Source organism: Bacillus sp. PS217 (assembly GCF_037963535.1).
GTDB classification, from domain to species: domain Bacteria; phylum Bacillota; class Bacilli; order Bacillales; family Bacillaceae; genus Bacillus; species Bacillus subtilis.
Genome location: NZ_CP150157.1, coordinates 2,612,733 through 2,627,486 on the forward strand (window position 1 = coordinate 2,612,733; position 14,754 = coordinate 2,627,486).

Annotated in this window: 15 protein-coding genes and 1 pseudogene; 6 read left to right on the forward strand and 10 right to left on the reverse strand. The window is 37.8% G+C overall.

Annotation, left to right across the window (positions count from 1 at the left end; genetic code table 11):
• Positions 1-212: 212 nt before the first annotated feature.
• The 4 genes from NSQ83_RS13585 to NSQ83_RS13600 form a co-directional block, all read right to left on the reverse strand.
• Complete coding sequence (locus NSQ83_RS13585; protein WP_032722227.1) at positions 213-1,445, reverse strand: cytochrome P450; 1,233 nt, start codon at positions 1,443-1,445, stop codon at positions 213-215.
• 51 nt (positions 1,446-1,496) lie between these two features.
• Positions 1,497-1,832, reverse strand: a complete 336-nt coding sequence (locus tag NSQ83_RS13590; RefSeq protein WP_240304213.1) for a GNAT family N-acetyltransferase — start codon at positions 1,830-1,832, stop codon at positions 1,497-1,499.
• A gap of 301 nt (positions 1,833-2,133) precedes the next feature.
• Positions 2,134-2,700, reverse strand: a complete 567-nt coding sequence (locus NSQ83_RS13595; protein WP_014480365.1) for a cysteine hydrolase family protein — start codon at positions 2,698-2,700, stop codon at positions 2,134-2,136.
• 230 nt (positions 2,701-2,930) lie between these two features.
• Positions 2,931-3,302, reverse strand: coding sequence for a DUF2568 domain-containing protein (locus NSQ83_RS13600; RefSeq protein WP_080287627.1), 372 nt, complete (start codon positions 3,300-3,302; stop codon positions 2,931-2,933).
• A gap of 464 nt (positions 3,303-3,766) precedes the next feature.
• Between NSQ83_RS13600 and NSQ83_RS13605 the strand changes: the two are divergent.
• Positions 3,767-3,883, forward strand: a pseudogene (locus tag NSQ83_RS13605) (TetR-like C-terminal domain-containing protein); the annotation flags it as partial.
• 229 nt (positions 3,884-4,112) lie between these two features.
• Here the strand turns inward: NSQ83_RS13605 and NSQ83_RS13610 are convergent.
• Both NSQ83_RS13610 and aadK read right to left on the reverse strand, forming a co-directional pair.
• Positions 4,113-4,616, reverse strand: coding sequence for a DinB family protein (locus NSQ83_RS13610; protein ID WP_015251612.1), 504 nt, complete (start codon positions 4,614-4,616; stop codon positions 4,113-4,115).
• Positions 4,617-4,841: 225 nt separating this feature from the next.
• Positions 4,842-5,696 carry an aminoglycoside 6-adenylyltransferase AadK gene (gene aadK, locus NSQ83_RS13615; protein ID WP_032722230.1) on the reverse strand — a complete coding sequence of 285 codons (855 nt, stop codon included), beginning with the start codon at positions 5,694-5,696 and terminating at the stop codon, positions 4,842-4,844.
• A 392-nt stretch (positions 5,697-6,088) separates the two neighbouring features.
• Between aadK and NSQ83_RS13620 the strand changes: the two genes are divergently transcribed.
• The 4 genes from NSQ83_RS13620 to NSQ83_RS13635 all read left to right on the forward strand — a co-directional run bounded on the left by NSQ83_RS13620 (position 6,089) and on the right by NSQ83_RS13635 (position 10,098).
• Positions 6,089-7,132, forward strand: coding sequence for a nitronate monooxygenase (locus NSQ83_RS13620; protein ID WP_015714372.1), 1,044 nt, complete (start codon positions 6,089-6,091; stop codon positions 7,130-7,132).
• 349 nt (positions 7,133-7,481) lie between these two features.
• Positions 7,482-8,279 carry a glutamate racemase gene (murI, locus tag NSQ83_RS13625; protein ID WP_198878612.1) on the forward strand — a complete coding sequence of 266 codons (798 nt, stop codon included), beginning with the start codon at positions 7,482-7,484 and terminating at the stop codon, positions 8,277-8,279.
• 458 nt (positions 8,280-8,737) lie between these two features.
• A complete protein-coding gene (locus NSQ83_RS13630) occupies positions 8,738-9,445 on the forward strand; it encodes a YrpD family protein (protein WP_015483480.1) in 708 nt (235 codons plus the stop codon).
• 575 nt (positions 9,446-10,020) lie between these two features.
• Positions 10,021-10,098: a YjcZ family sporulation protein gene (locus tag NSQ83_RS13635; RefSeq protein ID WP_072175780.1), complete on the forward strand. Its 78-nt coding sequence runs from the start codon at positions 10,021-10,023 to the stop codon at positions 10,096-10,098.
• A 287-nt stretch (positions 10,099-10,385) separates the two neighbouring features.
• Here NSQ83_RS13635 and NSQ83_RS13640 read toward each other — a convergent pair whose 3' ends face one another.
• From NSQ83_RS13640 to sigZ, 3 genes are all read right to left on the reverse strand, one after another.
• Complete coding sequence (locus tag NSQ83_RS13640) at positions 10,386-10,547, reverse strand: hypothetical protein (RefSeq protein WP_033881351.1); 162 nt, start codon at positions 10,545-10,547, stop codon at positions 10,386-10,388.
• Between the two features lie 62 nt (positions 10,548-10,609).
• Positions 10,610-11,365 (reverse strand): metal-binding protein ZinT, encoded by a 756-nt coding sequence (locus NSQ83_RS13645; protein WP_015714386.1) that lies wholly within the window; start codon positions 11,363-11,365, stop codon positions 10,610-10,612.
• A gap of 132 nt (positions 11,366-11,497) precedes the next feature.
• Positions 11,498-12,028, reverse strand: coding sequence for an RNA polymerase sigma factor SigZ (gene sigZ / locus NSQ83_RS13650; protein ID WP_015714387.1), 531 nt, complete (start codon positions 12,026-12,028; stop codon positions 11,498-11,500).
• 135 nt (positions 12,029-12,163) lie between these two features.
• Between sigZ and NSQ83_RS13655 the strand changes: the two genes are divergently transcribed.
• A complete protein-coding gene (locus tag NSQ83_RS13655; protein ID WP_015714388.1) occupies positions 12,164-13,144 on the forward strand; it encodes an aldo/keto reductase in 981 nt (326 codons plus the stop codon).
• Positions 13,145-13,417: 273 nt separating this feature from the next.
• Here the strand turns inward: NSQ83_RS13655 and NSQ83_RS13660 are convergent, their stop codons facing one another.
• Positions 13,418-14,734, reverse strand: a complete 1,317-nt coding sequence (locus NSQ83_RS13660; RefSeq protein ID WP_003246029.1) for a CitMHS family transporter — start codon at positions 14,732-14,734, stop codon at positions 13,418-13,420.
• Between the last annotated feature and the right edge of the window lie 20 nt (positions 14,735-14,754).

Consider the following 14,754-nt stretch of genomic DNA (forward strand, 5'->3'; position numbering starts at 1 on the left):
TGTCCAAATGAGGCTGAAAACAAATAAAAAACACCGATAGGATGAAACTATTGGTGTTTGCAAGACATCTTCATGCCCGGTAGGCATAAATAATGCTAAACTTTGTTTTGAAAAGCTATCATATCAAATTTTTATGTTACAGCTTTTACTATCGTTTAATCTAATTGAGGAGTAAAACAAGATATGTTTGAAAATCACATATCCCCAAAAAATTAAAAACTAATCGGCAGTTCTTCGAGTGCTCTCATCAGAAAATTCCCTTTCCATTTCATTTGTTTCTTTTCGCCTTTTAACTGTATATTTGGACAGCGGCGTAATAAGGTGGAAATCGCAATCTTTGCTTCTAAGCGGGCTAGCTGTGCACCAAGACAAAAATGATTGCCATGGCCAAAAGCAATATGGCGGTTGTTCTTTCTTTCAATATCAAATATGTCGGCATTTGGAAATATCTTTTCATCACGGTTTGCTGATGCTAAAGAAATGATGATCACATCTTTCCGTTTAATCTCCTGCCCATGCAGTATAAACGGTTCAGCCGTCCAGCGAATTGTCGTTAGCTCAACAGGGCTGTGAAACCGCAATGCTTCTTCTATGGCTGAATTCATCAAGTCTGGCTGCTGGCGGAGCTTTTCAAATTGATCACCGTGACACATCAGAGCATATGTCATATTGGTGATTAAGTTTACGGTTGTTTCATGACCTGCAACGATAAGCAGCATAATCATCGAGTACAATTCTTCTGTACTTAATTGTGTGCCTTCACTTTCCGCTTGAATTAATGCACTGATTAAATCTCCTGCAGGTTCTCTCCTTTTTTTGTGAACTAAGGATTCCAGATATTCAACAAATTCCCCTAACAAATGGTCATTCTCCTGAAGTCTTTCAGGGGCATCTGAAAAATCAATAATTGCTTGCGACCACACTCTGAATTTTTGACGATCTTCCAAGGGAATGCCGAGCATTTCACTTATCACGATAATCGGCAATGGAAACGCATAATCGTCTACTAGGTTCATGAATTTGTTGGGCTGCACTTTATCCAATAAAGAATCTGCGATATGCTGGATTTTGTCTTCCAAATGCAAAATCATCCGATGCGTAAATGCTTTTTGAACAAGAGTTCGCAAGCGGTTATGATCAGGGGGATCTGAATTAAGCATATGTTTTGTTAAAGACTCTTCATTCTTCAATAGAGCAGGACGTTTTTCTTTTGCGGTAAATACATTTTCATAGTTTTTCTTTAATTTTTCATTCTTTAATAAATGTATTGCATCATCATATCTCGATATGAGCCAGCCTTTCCCCAGAGCTCCTAAAGATAATGGGTAGAGAGGCTGTGATTTTCGCAATTCTTTATAAAATTCATACGCTTCATCTTTAAATGCTCTCGAAGACAATTGACTTTCCGTCAAAATGGTTACACTCTTTTTTTCTTTTGAAGACATTCATTCGACCTCCATCTTTATGAAAGGTTATGATAATCTTTAAATATAAAATCAGGACGATTTGTAAAATGATCCATTGAGATCAGTATTCATGATAAGGGCCAAAATGCCGTCCCCGCATTTTGAAATAAAAGATATGAGACAGTCATTAATCATTTTGCTGCCTAAACTCTTTCCCTGATAAAATGGCGAAACTCCTAATACTTCTAAATACCATGCCGGCTCTTTTAAGGAATTGTAAGATTTTTTAGCCTCATTAGTCACCGTCAACATGTTCAATACTGAAAATCCCCCCATTTTGATTAATGTTATTCCACCTGCTGCTATATAATCGATCAAGTTAATGTCGGGTTTATCACGATGTTTTAATAGAGCGACAACAACCATTTCACCATGCTGAATGCCAACAAAAAAGAAATGCTTTTTAAAATATGCTCTTGTTAGTACTTTATGCATTTCAAAAATAAATGAATGATCTTTTTTTAGCGTTTGACGAGTAAATCCATAAAAGGATATTGATTGAAAGATTCATGGAATAGCCTTGCCACTTTGCTTCATTCATCTGCCCTTGCTTGTCGATAAAGAAACGTTGATACATCTCCTTTGAGCAAATAAAGCAGGAAATCGAATTAAAGCGCCCTTCCTATCGGAAAGGCGCCTGCCGCTTACTGTGCCAAAACGTTTTTCATCAGTGAGTTTTTATAAAATCATTTATTAATTGATCAGTTGTCAATATTGTGGCAAATTCATCATGCAATGTAGCTAGAGATATATTATGAATAGTCGCCGCATCATAATATGTATCATTTTGGTCTCTCATTCCGAAGGCTGCTGTTGCATCTGAAATCAGGTATGTATCAAACCCTAAATTACCACTCATTCTTGTGGTGGTTGATACGCAGTGAGGCGTGGTTAAACCAGTTATGACTACAGTGGTTATTTCATTTAATTTTAAGAATTCTTCTAAATTCGTACCAATAAAGCTGCTATTTACTGTCTTGGTTATAATGACTTCTTCATCCATAGGCTTAACTATTTCCTTTATCGCAAACCCTTCATTCTTTGGATGGAATAAAGAATGAGGTTTATCAGAAGTGTGTTGTATGTATATGACTGTCCATCCTTTTTCTCTCCATAATTTTAGTATTTTACTAATATTTTCTTCCGCCTTTACGTTATTCCGTTCCCCCCATTTTTTATCATCGAAGGCTTTTTGTACATCCACAATGATTAAAGCTTTTTTCTTTTCTTCCACAAGATACCCTCCTATGTAGAATTTCTATTTATTACTACATTCTAAATACAAATTTTACTTTTGTACAATTGTTTAATGATGAATTTCGAATGAGCGCCTTCTTTATTGAAAAATGCGTTCTAAACTGCAACTGTGCCCAAGCCGTTAACCTTCAATAATCTAATCTGAGAATCACTGGCTCTGCAGAGAATGATAAAAAGCACTCTAATAACGAGTGCCGAAATGAAAAACTATTGATTTAGAAGCCATTTGATACGCTCAGCTGAAAAGATGTAGTGGAGTATTATTAGACATAAAAAGACAATACCAACTAGTTTTAAATGACTAAAATAAAACGCTGCAACAGCCATTGCAAAGATCAATAATTCAATAACTAACCTTGTTACCCCGTTTACAGCTATTACAGTTTGTCCACTTCGACTAGGATCATTAGGTACTGCAAATACAGACCAGACAATCATAACTGCAAAAGGCAAAACCAAAGTTAAAACATATTTAAAATAACCATTAAAGCTTATCCAAGCAAACACCCCTAAGGAGATTAGTGCAGCCATTTCAAGGGTGAATCTTAAAAGTAAATTAGTCTGATTCAGTTTTTCCAACTCCTCTATAAAAAACACCCCCGTAGGAGATGCTCTTCTCTGCTTTATTTCAGCGTATAAAAACTTTTCTGTTCTTCCTCTTTAGATTCTATTGTAGTTTCGTCGAGATTACCTCTACTTTTGAAGAGATGATACCGACTGCTGCTGTTACCAATGCTCCGATTAATAGACCGATGATAAGTATAATGAAATATGACAACTTTTCCCCTCCTATCCAGTTAATTATCCAAATAATCAGGAAGTTGTCTACAATTTGCAGAATTTGTCGAACGAAGTAAAGATTATACCTGGGAGGCTTTACTCATTGTATGAATTACAGTAAATAAATTGCCTTCCCTTTTGAGAAGACGTTCCAACTCAGCTAGACTCTTCCAATAGGCTTCCTTTTGGCGCAGCTGCTTTTATTCAAAAATTGAGCAACACCTGAATGTTTCATTGGAATTTCTGAACCATCGATCGCTGCTGAATTTGTTGCAAATGCATACGTAGGAGTAGTCGAATGGTGGTTGAAAAATGAAATGCCTTCCCCACCTCGAGTGATGGCAGAAAAAGCGGGGGTTTTGTTAGAGAGGAATCTATAGATATGTGTATCGAAGATTTGACAGCATTAAAAATTATACTTACATCGTTGGGAATAGGCCAACAATAAAGCGGAAGAACGTTGTCATTTGAAGTGGTTTGGAATAAAAATGATTCGAATATGTTCTTATCATTGGTAAACGAACAAAAAAAGAACATGTTTTGAAAAAAGATAGATCAAAACATCTTCTTATATGTTGTCATAGCGTAACTTTTTTATAAAAAGGTTGATTACATTTTCGGGGCTTCCAAACCAAATTTTGCCCATTCTTCTTTTGCTGGACCATAAATACCTGGAACAGTTAACCCTGCTTGTCTCATAAGAACAGTCATTTGTCCCCGATGGTGATTTTGATGTTGAATTAAAAACATCAAAAGTGAACCGTTAGGCAATTGTTGTCCGATAAAGTTGATACGTTCTTGAAGTGTATGGTCAGTCCATTGGGTTTTTAATGCCTGTACAAATGCATTACTGGCTTGATGATAGCTGTCAGCTATAAACTGAGCCGAAGTTGGAACAGGATAATCTTCAGCTGGGGCATGGAACGTTAAGTCTGTGTTTGAGGTAATGATGCGAATGGCAGCAACAGTATGCCAAGCAATACGGCCTAGAGTCCAATTTTGTGAAGTTATTTCTTGTTTAAGTGATTCATCAGTCAGACTATTTAATAGTTTCTGTGTAGCATCTGCTTCGAACTCCCAAGATTTCAAAAAATGGTCTAAGGTTTGGAACACAAAAATCCTCCTTTACATTCTATTATTTTTTAATGTGCCTATAGGTTAATTATAATGCCTCGTTTCGTTAAAAAGAACAAAAATTTTGGACAAGAATAATCATAGTAAAATGCGTAGACATTCTTAAACATAACGATTTACGCATCTTTTTACAAACATGGTGACTCCTTGGTCTCCATTGTCAGCGAGAATCAAATATCATATGAAAACAATCCTATATTCTTATTACTTTACTGAGTAATAAATACCTTCCGTATACTTAGTGATGCCTTCATCGTAATCAGGATACTTATATGCAAGACTTTCTGATACAGCTTTTGAATACTTTCTAAATAATGCATAGCAAGTAAATAAAGACTTCCACATTTCCTGATACCCATTCACAGAATATGTAGACATGAGTTCCTCCCATTCTTTATTTGAAAGGTACCGTTTCATAAATTTATAGTTCTTCCCCATACTAAATGAATACCCTTTCTGAGATGCGATATGCCAGGCCATCATTCTCAATAAATTAGGACGTACAATTTCATTTAAATGGTCAATGGCAAAAAGGATTTCATTTCTTGCTAATCCTTTTACTACGTAAGTCGAAACCATCCAGAACTCATTACAGCAATCATCAAATTCCCTTGCAGTCGGCTTTTTCATCCAGTATTGGTGATCATTTGGGGTCACTTTATAGTTGATGAACGAATCCTTATCAAGCAATACCTTAACCAAACCATCGTTATTAGCAAAATAGTCTTCTGCTTCACGAATTGGAATAAGGGTTAGATCTAATTTGTTGCCATCCTCAAAAAGAATAATGTATGAAAACCAATTACCTAATTCGGGAGGAAAAAGCTCCATATCTTCTGGTTTTTGCATCATAATGCGCTTCCCAAAGATTTCGAGCCACTGATCATTTTCTTTAAAAGAATCTACATCAGTTACAAAATACGAGATGTCATAATCTTGGAAGTTGTCAGGAGGGATATTTCTGTTTGTACGCGACCCTTCCAAAGTGACCAATCGGATTCTCTCATCGTTCAAAGCAAAGTCCAAAAAAATGTCCATCATTTCCTGCTCACTTCGCATCGCATGTTCCTCCGTTTCAGCCTTAATATCTAACTGTAAAACCGAATATTGATCTGTACGTCTTATAGATTTTTTTACTCTTGAATGTGATGTATTCTTCTAAGCTTTATTTTACATGAAGTCCTTCTATATATCATTCAAAATTAAGATGCAAGACATCTCAAAATCAGATATCAACTATGAAGGACTACATGAATATTCAGTTTTTTGTAGAGCCGCCATGGGACGACACTCTTTGACACACTTTAATCTCCCCTGCTTTATCGACATGTTAACTGGTATGAGAGATTGACAAAAAGAAGGAAAACAATATATTTAAGCGAATACGAGTTTTTGAGTAAACTTAAAAATGACACTTTTTCAAAAATCATGTCTTAACGGGGGGATTCGGTATGAATGAATTTATGAAGAAGTTTTCCTTAACAAAACCGATTATTCAAGCTCCAATGGCCGGCGGTATTACAAAGCCCCGACTTGCATCTGCAGTTTCGAATCAAGGTGCTCTTGGCAGCTTAGCATCGGGGTATCTTACGCCAGACCTGCTAGAACAACAGATAAAAGAAATGTTTGAGCTGACAGACGCTCCTTTTCAAATTAATGTGTTTGTTCCGCTTGGTCTAGAAATGCCACCAGAAGATCAGGTTAAAAAGTGGAAAGAAAACATACCGTTAGCTAATCAAGTAAATCAATTCACATCTGTACAAGAAGAGTGGGATGACTTCTATCAAAAAATTGATCTAATTTTAAAATATAAGGTTAAGGCTTGCTCATTCACTTTTGATCTGCCGCCTGAAGACGCAGTAAAGGAGCTAAAAACCGCTGGATGCTGTTTAATAGGAACCGCTTCAACAGTAGAAGAAGCATTGTTAATGGAAGAACGGGGAATGGATATAGTAGTCCTTCAAGGAAGTGAAGCCGGTGGACATCGCGGAGCATTCTTACCTTCCAAAGGTGAATCTGCCGTAGGTTTAATGGCTCTGATTCCACAAGCAGCAGATGCACTGAGCGTACCTGTCATAGCTGCTGGGGGAATGATAGACCACAGAGGAGTAAAAGCAGCTTTAACCCTTGGAGCCCAAGGCGTTCAAATCGGTTCTGCCTTTTTAATTTGTCACGAGAGTAACGCACATCCAGTACATAAACAGAAAATACTAGAAGCAAACGAAGCAGATACAAAGCTTACGACATTATTTTCAGGTAAAGAGGCCAGAGGAATCGTAAATAAATGGATGGAAGAAAAAGAACAGTTTGAGACACAAACCCTTCCGTACCCTTATCAAAATACACTAACGAAGGCAATGAGACAGAAGGCTTCACTTCAAAATAACCATGATCAGATGTCTTTATGGGCAGGTCAAGGGATACGGTCATTGACTGAGGAAATTTCGGTTAAGCAGCTTTTAAATCAGCTTTGCCAAGAGGATATAAAAATATAGGCGCACCTCATTGATAGAGCAAAAAGCAAACTTTGACAGGCAGTTTGCTTTTTTTTTCGTAATTTCATCCACTGACTCTGGAAATCTAAATACTCCTACATTTTCAAAGCTAATTTGAATCGGGTTATCAATCATCACATTGATACGATGCGATCTTGATAATTTCACCACAACCACAATACATTACCAACATTTCGATCTTATCTCCCCTTCTCAAGTTTTGCTCCCTATTCGAATAATCGATAGCTCCCATATTAAATTTGAATAGTAAAATGGTTCTTTTTCGTTTGATTCAGATGATATAAAGTCATATGATAAAAAAAGAATGAGACAGAAAGCGTGAGAAGTGATGAAAATAGGATTTTTTGATTCAGGAATTGGTGGCATGACTGTATTGTATGAGGCCATAAAAGTTCTTCCTTATGAAGATTACATTTTTTATGCAGATACGTTAAACGTTCCATACGGTGAAAAATCAAAGGGTAAAGTTAAAGAATATATTTTCAATGCAGCTGAATTTCTGGCCAGTCAAAATATCAAAGCTCTTGTTATTGCGTGTAATACAGCTACTAGCATTGCGATAGAGGATCTTCGGAGAAACTTCGACTTTCCGATAATCGGAATCGAACCCGCTGTAAAGCCTGCTATAAATAAATGTACAGAGGAAAGAAAAAGAGTTCTGGTAGTTGCTACTAATTTGACGCTTAAAGAAGAGAAATTTCATAATCTAGTTAAAGAAATTGATCACCATGACCTTGTTGATTGCTTAGCTCTTCCAGGACTAGTTGAATTTGCTGAGAACTTTGATTTTAGTGAAGACAAAATCATTAAATATCTAAAGAACGAACTATCTTCTTTTGATCTGAAACAATATGGAACGATTGTGTTAGGATGCACTCATTTTCCGTTTTTCAAAAACAGTTTTGAAAAACTGTTTGGGATAAAAGTTGATATTATTTCAGGCAGTGTCGGTACTGCAAAACAGTTGAAAAAAGTTCTTGCAGATCGTAACCAGCTTGGTAAAGGATCGGGCTCAATCACCTTTTTCAATTCTGGCCATAAAATTGTGGACCAAGTAGTCATATCAAAGTACAAAAAATTGTTTGAAATATTAGATGAAAATCAAAGGAGTCGTGTTGGACGTTGAATGTAAGGGGCTCTGGTGATAAACAATTTTTCAGTAAATTTATAAAAGGGAGAAGTATGAATTCGGGTTTGTTATCCAATGTAAATGAAAAAGACAGTCTCCTGAAGGGAAACATGAACTAAGAAGCGGGCTGAAAAAGCCCACTTCTTTTCTAATAAACAATTGAGTTATGCACACATATCTGATTACAGTGTTTTCGCTCTTTCCCCTCTTATTTCTACCCCATCTCTATAGCTTTTCTATTACAATAAAGCACAAGTATCGATTGAAAAGTTATCGTAACATGTACACTTCACAGGACATTTTTCGAGATTGCGAATCGACCGTTTGCCAGATACACAAAGTCATAATGTGTAAATTCTGTGTCTATTTTCATGTTTATTATGGAATTATTTTCATAATGTTTTATAATACAAGATGATAACGCTTTCTAATTATAATGATAGGGGGAAATAATGATGATGAAAAAAGGACTGCTTGCGGGTGCGCTTACGGCAACTGTGCTTTTTGGCACATGTGCAGTAGATGTGCCGGGTATTATTAGCCCAAAAACCGCAGAAGCTGCATCACAGCTAACTGATGGAATCGGCGGGAGGGCTTACTTGAACAGCACTGGTGCCATTTTTGTTACGAAAATCCAGCTTCCTAGCTCCATTCAGGTTTCAAATGGGACAGCCTATATCTACTCTGGCTTTAGCGGAGGCACAGAATCCGATATCGGGTTTCAGTACAGTGATAAATATAACGTATGGAAACCATATATGAAAGTCGGTTCAAAAGGACAGGATCAGGTTCAGTACCTCGAAGGAGGAAGCCAATTCACGAATACGAAAGGCTTCCGTCCGGGCAGCACCGTACAACTTACCATCTACAAAAACCTTAACGGCAATACACGCGCTACATACTGGGGCACAAACAATGCGGGATACAACGGCCGTCTCATTTCAGAGATCAGCAAAACAAATGTCGGCTCCATCTCCAAATGGAAAGCGCTCGCTACAGTTGCAACAACAGGTTCACGCCAATCTATCAAATCAAACTTTTCAACATCTTTTACAAACATCACCATCGACAACAAAGCAATAACACCTGTAATTGATACACAAGACTTCGCTAAAGTAACAGTCTCAGGCAACAGTGTCAGTTTATCCGTTGTGAAAAATTAAAACATGTTAAACATACAATGCGTTAGGCTATTGAGAAGCTCTCGATAGTCTTAAAGGGGGCTTAACATGCCCCTTTTTTCATTTCAATTTAACTTTCAGTTAGCTTCGGTGCATGCCGTCTATCCCCGTCTTTTATCTGGGTGAAGTAAGGAGCAGCTCGCCCCTTCTGAGCCTGTTCCATTTGCTCAACGCAAAAGGTGTGCATTACTGTCTTAAAAATGTTAAAACAAATGGCAGATGGTGCACTTTATTTTTAGATGAGGCATGCTTACGCTCGATATGCAAGTCAAATGATTAAGGGTCTGCAAGAGAGAGAAGTTTTGGGTGTACTTTCATAAAAGAGGGATGTCTTCATATAGCTCGATTGCACCAGGAACATTAACCAGCGATTGGCCGAGAACAACACATCACTTTGAAACGGATTCATTCCAAAATAATAAGTATGATCAATAACTAATAAAGATCAGTTAGCAGTCCAGCCTTAAAAATATTTTTACATCAAGTAAACTAGCATCACTATCGAATAAGCTCGATCTGCATATCATGTACTATCCTCTTTTAAGGAAGGTGATGTTATGAGGTCATTTCCATTAATTGTAGTTCTATTCATCCTATTAATCATCGTTGGGACATCTTTCTTTGGTGGCTATTAAGAACACACCTTACCTCATATCCATCAGACGCCATAAGAAATCTTTATGGTGTCTGTTTTTTATTAGATTTAAACAAAACCATTAAAGTGGGGCCATGCAAACACACCTATGGAGATTACTGCCACGACTTCTTTGTGAGGGAAATATTCTTCCCTTTATGGACTATTGTCGATCAAAAGAGAAAGTTGAAATACCTTTTTATGGTGAGATGAATCGAGGCTTAGACATATAAAAAACCGCAAAGCTTTCTTGAAGAAGCTTTGCGGTCTTTGGGTCTCTTCTTTGCTTCATATAAGCCAATAGATTTCAAGCGTAATCCACTGCCATACATCCAATGATTTTTTATTTTGAAATAGGTTTCTTCTACTCTTCCTGTGAGATGACTCAAGGTATGCCACGTCACAATAATGTGGCGGATCCTGAGTGGTCTCAATCAGTTTTTTCCCCATTCTATCAATTCTCCACAGAAAAAATGGCTATGGCAGAACAACTTTCATAGAGTAATCATCATTTAATGAGCCATCATCTCATGGGCAATATCGTGTCCATCCATTTTTGACAGGTAGTAGGTAGGCCAGTTTTTGACTTCATCAAGTAAAGCTTCACGGTCGTCCCCCCAATAGAGATGGTAATGACTAGCTTTAGTCGGGTAAATACTATGATCACTAAACTGAATATACTGAGGCAGCCCTTCTGCTTTTTTAGCTAGTTTGAATATGTATCTTACCCCTCTATTGCCCGCATCATAGGTTAGAATTTCGTATCCGTCATACGTATACTTACCAGAATATTCTTTTCCATTTTTGAAGAACGTTACAGTATCTTTCTGGATTACAATACGGTCAACATCTGTTTGATAGCCTTTTTTATAATACTCTTTATATTCTTCAGCTGTCTTGCCGCCTTCGTGTTCTGATTTATATGAAAACACTTCGTCAAGAGTACCATCTTGCAGGTATGGATATACAGATTGCCAATCTCCTTCCCAATCAGAAAGTAAGCGATCCTTTACTTGGCTGTTTTTAAAATAGCCTTCATATATTTTTTCTGTTTCTTCATCATGCGCATGACTATGATCGTGAGAATGTTCTTGTGTATGACTGTCAGATGTTTGCTCTTGCGTTTTGGAAGAGTCTTCTTCAACTGCTGAGGATGATGTTGTTTGATTAGACTCACCTGCAGAAGAACCGGAAGTCTGACATCCTGCCAATACGAGTAATGAACCAATCGTTAATATGCCTAGCCGCTTTGAAAATAAAATGTTCATTCCAACACTCCTTTTTATTAAATCGAAAACATTACGATTTATATTATACATACATCTCTTGCAAACATCAAAGGGAAAATGCTCTTCATGCGGATGGACTATTTTAAAGGAATAACTGACTTTGTTCATCAGTTATTCCTTTAAAATACGAAAGTCTACGATATTTCCATATCGATCCGCTTCAATATGACAGCACCCCTCAAGCAGCTGTTTTAATTTTCCCCGTCCGCGTTGTACCCTTGATTTTGCTCCTGAGTAAGAAATGCCGAGCTTTTCACTCAACTCTTTCTGTGATAACCCCTGAAATTCAGTTAACTCGAGCGCCTCTCGATACTTTTCAGGCAACCGTTTGATGGTCGATCGAATACACACAGCTGCTTCCTTGGTGAAATTTTCTTCCTCTGCACGGTTATTAAAATGTAGATCATCAGGCAATATTTCGCTTGTTTTTTTTGTACGGTAAAAATCAATAATCGTATTTCTAGTGATCCGATAAATCCAGCTGTCGATCTTTTGTTCATCGATCAGATTTGGGAGATGCACTTGTATTTTCATAAATACGATTTGCAAGAGGTCATCAACGATAGATTGATCGTTAACCCTTTGTGAAATATATGTTTTTAACGGCTGATGAAATTGATCCCATAGATCCTCTATATTCATTTGAAAAAACCTCCTATAATTTTGCGTCTGCTTTACATTTGCTTCGTCTTTTTAATCGTAACAAAGAGCGAAACAATTGTTGAATCAATTGTATTGCAGCTGTTGCAAAAAATAATGATAAAGGAGAGGTTTGTTGTGGAGTATACCTATTTAGGGAGAACAGGATTGCGGGTGAGCCGTTTATGTTTAGGCACGATGAATTTTGGAGTTGATACAGACGAAAAGACTGCGTTCCGTATCATGGATGAAGCGCTTGATAACGGCATCCAATTTTTTGATACTGCCAATATTTACGGCTGGGGCAAAAACGCAGGATTGACAGAGAGCATCATTGGAAAATGGTTTGCACAAGGAGGACAGCGCCGCGAGAAAGTTGTTCTGGCGACAAAAGTATATGAACCGATTTCTGATCCGAATGACGGGCCAAATGATATGAGGGGCGTGTCTCTATACAAAATCAGACGTCACCTGGAAGGATCACTGAAGCGGCTTCAGACAGATCATATCGAATTGTACCAAATGCATCATATCGATAGGCGGACACCGTGGGATGAGATATGGGAAGCTTTTGAGAGTCAGGTTCGCTCCGGCAAAGTAGACTATATTGGATCCAGTAATTTTGCAGGCTGGCATTTAGTTAAAGCGCAAGCTGAAGCTGAAAAACGGCGATTCATGGGACTTGTCACTGAACAGCATAAGTATAGTTTATTAGAACGAACAGCTGAGATGGAAGTGCTGCCGGCTGCACGGGATCTTGGTTTAGGAGTAGTGGCGTGGAGTCCCCTTGCAGGAGGGCTTCTTGGCGGGAAGGCATTGAAAAGCAATGCCGGAACTCGTACAGCAAAAAGAGCAGATTTAATTGAAAAACATCGTTTGCAACTCGAGAAATTTTCAGATTTATGCAAAGAACTAGGAGAAAAAGAAGCAAATGTGGCTTTGGCATGGGTGCTGGCAAATCCAGTTTTAACTGCGCCGATCATCGGACCACGAACGGTTGAGCAGCTGCGTGATACGATAAAAGCCGTTGAAATCAGTCTGGATAAGGAGATTCTCCGCATGTTAAATGATATCTTTCCCGGACCTGGAGGAGAGACACCTGAGGCATACGCCTGGTGATACATTCATTACTCAATACTGACATTTTTCTTAAATATTTATACTGAACTATCATATTAAGAAAGACAAGAGCATGTTTGTCTCTTGTCTTTTCCACATCGTGCTGAAAATGCTGGCTAAACATCGACAAAAATGCTGCCGCTTAAAAAAGAACCCTAAACAATAGAGTAACTGGAAAGACAACTGGCTTGATCAGCTTGGGACCCCTTTCAGCTGTATTTAAATCAATCAAACTAATGATTCATTGGCAGTCTAAATATTATTATTGTTTCTTTACAAAATAGTAATAGCCCCTGTAATGATTGCTAACAACGTAATAACTAATGATGTAATTACAGCCCACTTAACGGCAAACCTTTGAAATGACCCCAAGTCCATTTTAAGCATGCTTACTAGCAATACTGTTGACGCAACCAATGGACTCATCAGATGAACCGGCTGCCCCATTATAGAAGCCCTTGCAATTTCTACTGGTTCTATACCATATGCTGAGGCAGCTTCTGCAAAGATAGGTACCATACCAAAGTAATATGCATCATTTGATAAAACAAAAGTAAACGGAATACTAGTGAGTGCTACAATAACGGGGAAAAACCCTCCCATTGATGAGGGGATGATGGATATTAATGATCCTGCTATGGCATCCACCATCTTTGTCCCGGATAATATACCAGCAAATACTCCTGCTGAAAATACCAATAATACCACGGTTATGGCATTACCAGAATGCTCGGCGATTCGCTCCTTCTGCATTTTTACATTCGGATAATTTATAGTAAGGGCAAGAACAAAACCAATTAAAAATAAAACTGACGGATGCTTAGTTCCAAGCACAATAAACACCATGATACTTATAACGAGGAATAAATTAAGATATATTAAGCGTGGCCTTTTCAATTGTTCGCTCTCCAAAGTAGCAGCCATATAAGATTGAGAGCTGTCCTTTGTTATATGTCTAGGCTCTAATTGAACGATGCCTATTCGATTCCTCTCTTTCCTTCCCATTAGAAAAGCCAGAAATATCACACAAGCAATACCTCCAAGCATGGTCGGAAGTAATGGCACAAAAAAATCTGAAGGATCCAAACCCAGCACTGAAATCGCTCTTGTAGCTGGTCCGCCCCATGGAGTCATTCCGCTAACGATACTCAACGACAGCATTGCTAATGTCGCCATAACCATGGGATTCATACCAATTCTTTTATACAAAGGTAACATTGCTGAGACTGTTATCATATAGGTTGTTGTACCGTCCCCATCTAAAGCGATAAGCATTGCCAAGACGGCAGACCCTATCGCTATTTTCACAGGGTCTCCCTTTACTATAGATAAAATTTTTTCTATTAGCGGATCAAATAAACCTGCATCAATTAAAATTCCGAAAAAAAGAATAGCAAACAATAGCAATGCCGCTGAACTTGCAACTGTTTGAATTCCTTCTAAAATCATGTCGCCAATACCCTTACCAAAACCTCCAATAAGAGCAAAAACAATGGGAGTGATGGTCAAGGCAACAATAGGCGAGACTTTCTTTGTCATTATTAATATTGTAAAAACAGTTACCATCGAAAAACCTAAAATAGTAAGCATATTACACCTCCAAGAATGCG

Coding starts and splice junctions, on each gene's coding strand:
- NSQ83_RS13585 (WP_032722227.1), bottom strand. CDS start 1,445: ATGTCTTCAAAAGAAAAAAAGAGTGTAACCATTTTGACGGAAAGTCAA.
- NSQ83_RS13590 (WP_240304213.1), bottom strand. CDS start 1,832: ATGGTTGTTGTCGCTCTATTAAAACATCGTGATAAACCCGACATTAAC.
- aadK (WP_032722230.1), bottom strand. CDS start 5,696: ATGCGAAGTGAGCAGGAAATGATGGACATTTTTTTGGACTTTGCTTTG.
- NSQ83_RS13620 (WP_015714372.1), top strand. CDS start 6,089: ATGAATGAATTTATGAAGAAGTTTTCCTTAACAAAACCGATTATTCAA.
- murI (WP_198878612.1), top strand. CDS start 7,482: ATGAAAATAGGATTTTTTGATTCAGGAATTGGTGGCATGACTGTATTG.
- NSQ83_RS13630 (WP_015483480.1), top strand. CDS start 8,738: ATGATGAAAAAAGGACTGCTTGCGGGTGCGCTTACGGCAACTGTGCTT.
- NSQ83_RS13635 (WP_072175780.1), top strand. CDS start 10,021: ATGAGGTCATTTCCATTAATTGTAGTTCTATTCATCCTATTAATCATC.
- NSQ83_RS13640 (WP_033881351.1), bottom strand. CDS start 10,547: ATGGGGAAAAAACTGATTGAGACCACTCAGGATCCGCCACATTATTGT.
- NSQ83_RS13645 (WP_015714386.1), bottom strand. CDS start 11,365: ATGAACATTTTATTTTCAAAGCGGCTAGGCATATTAACGATTGGTTCA.
- sigZ (WP_015714387.1), bottom strand. CDS start 12,028: ATGAATATAGAGGATCTATGGGATCAATTTCATCAGCCGTTAAAAACA.
- NSQ83_RS13660 (WP_003246029.1), bottom strand. CDS start 14,734: ATGCTTACTATTTTAGGTTTTTCGATGGTAACTGTTTTTACAATATTA.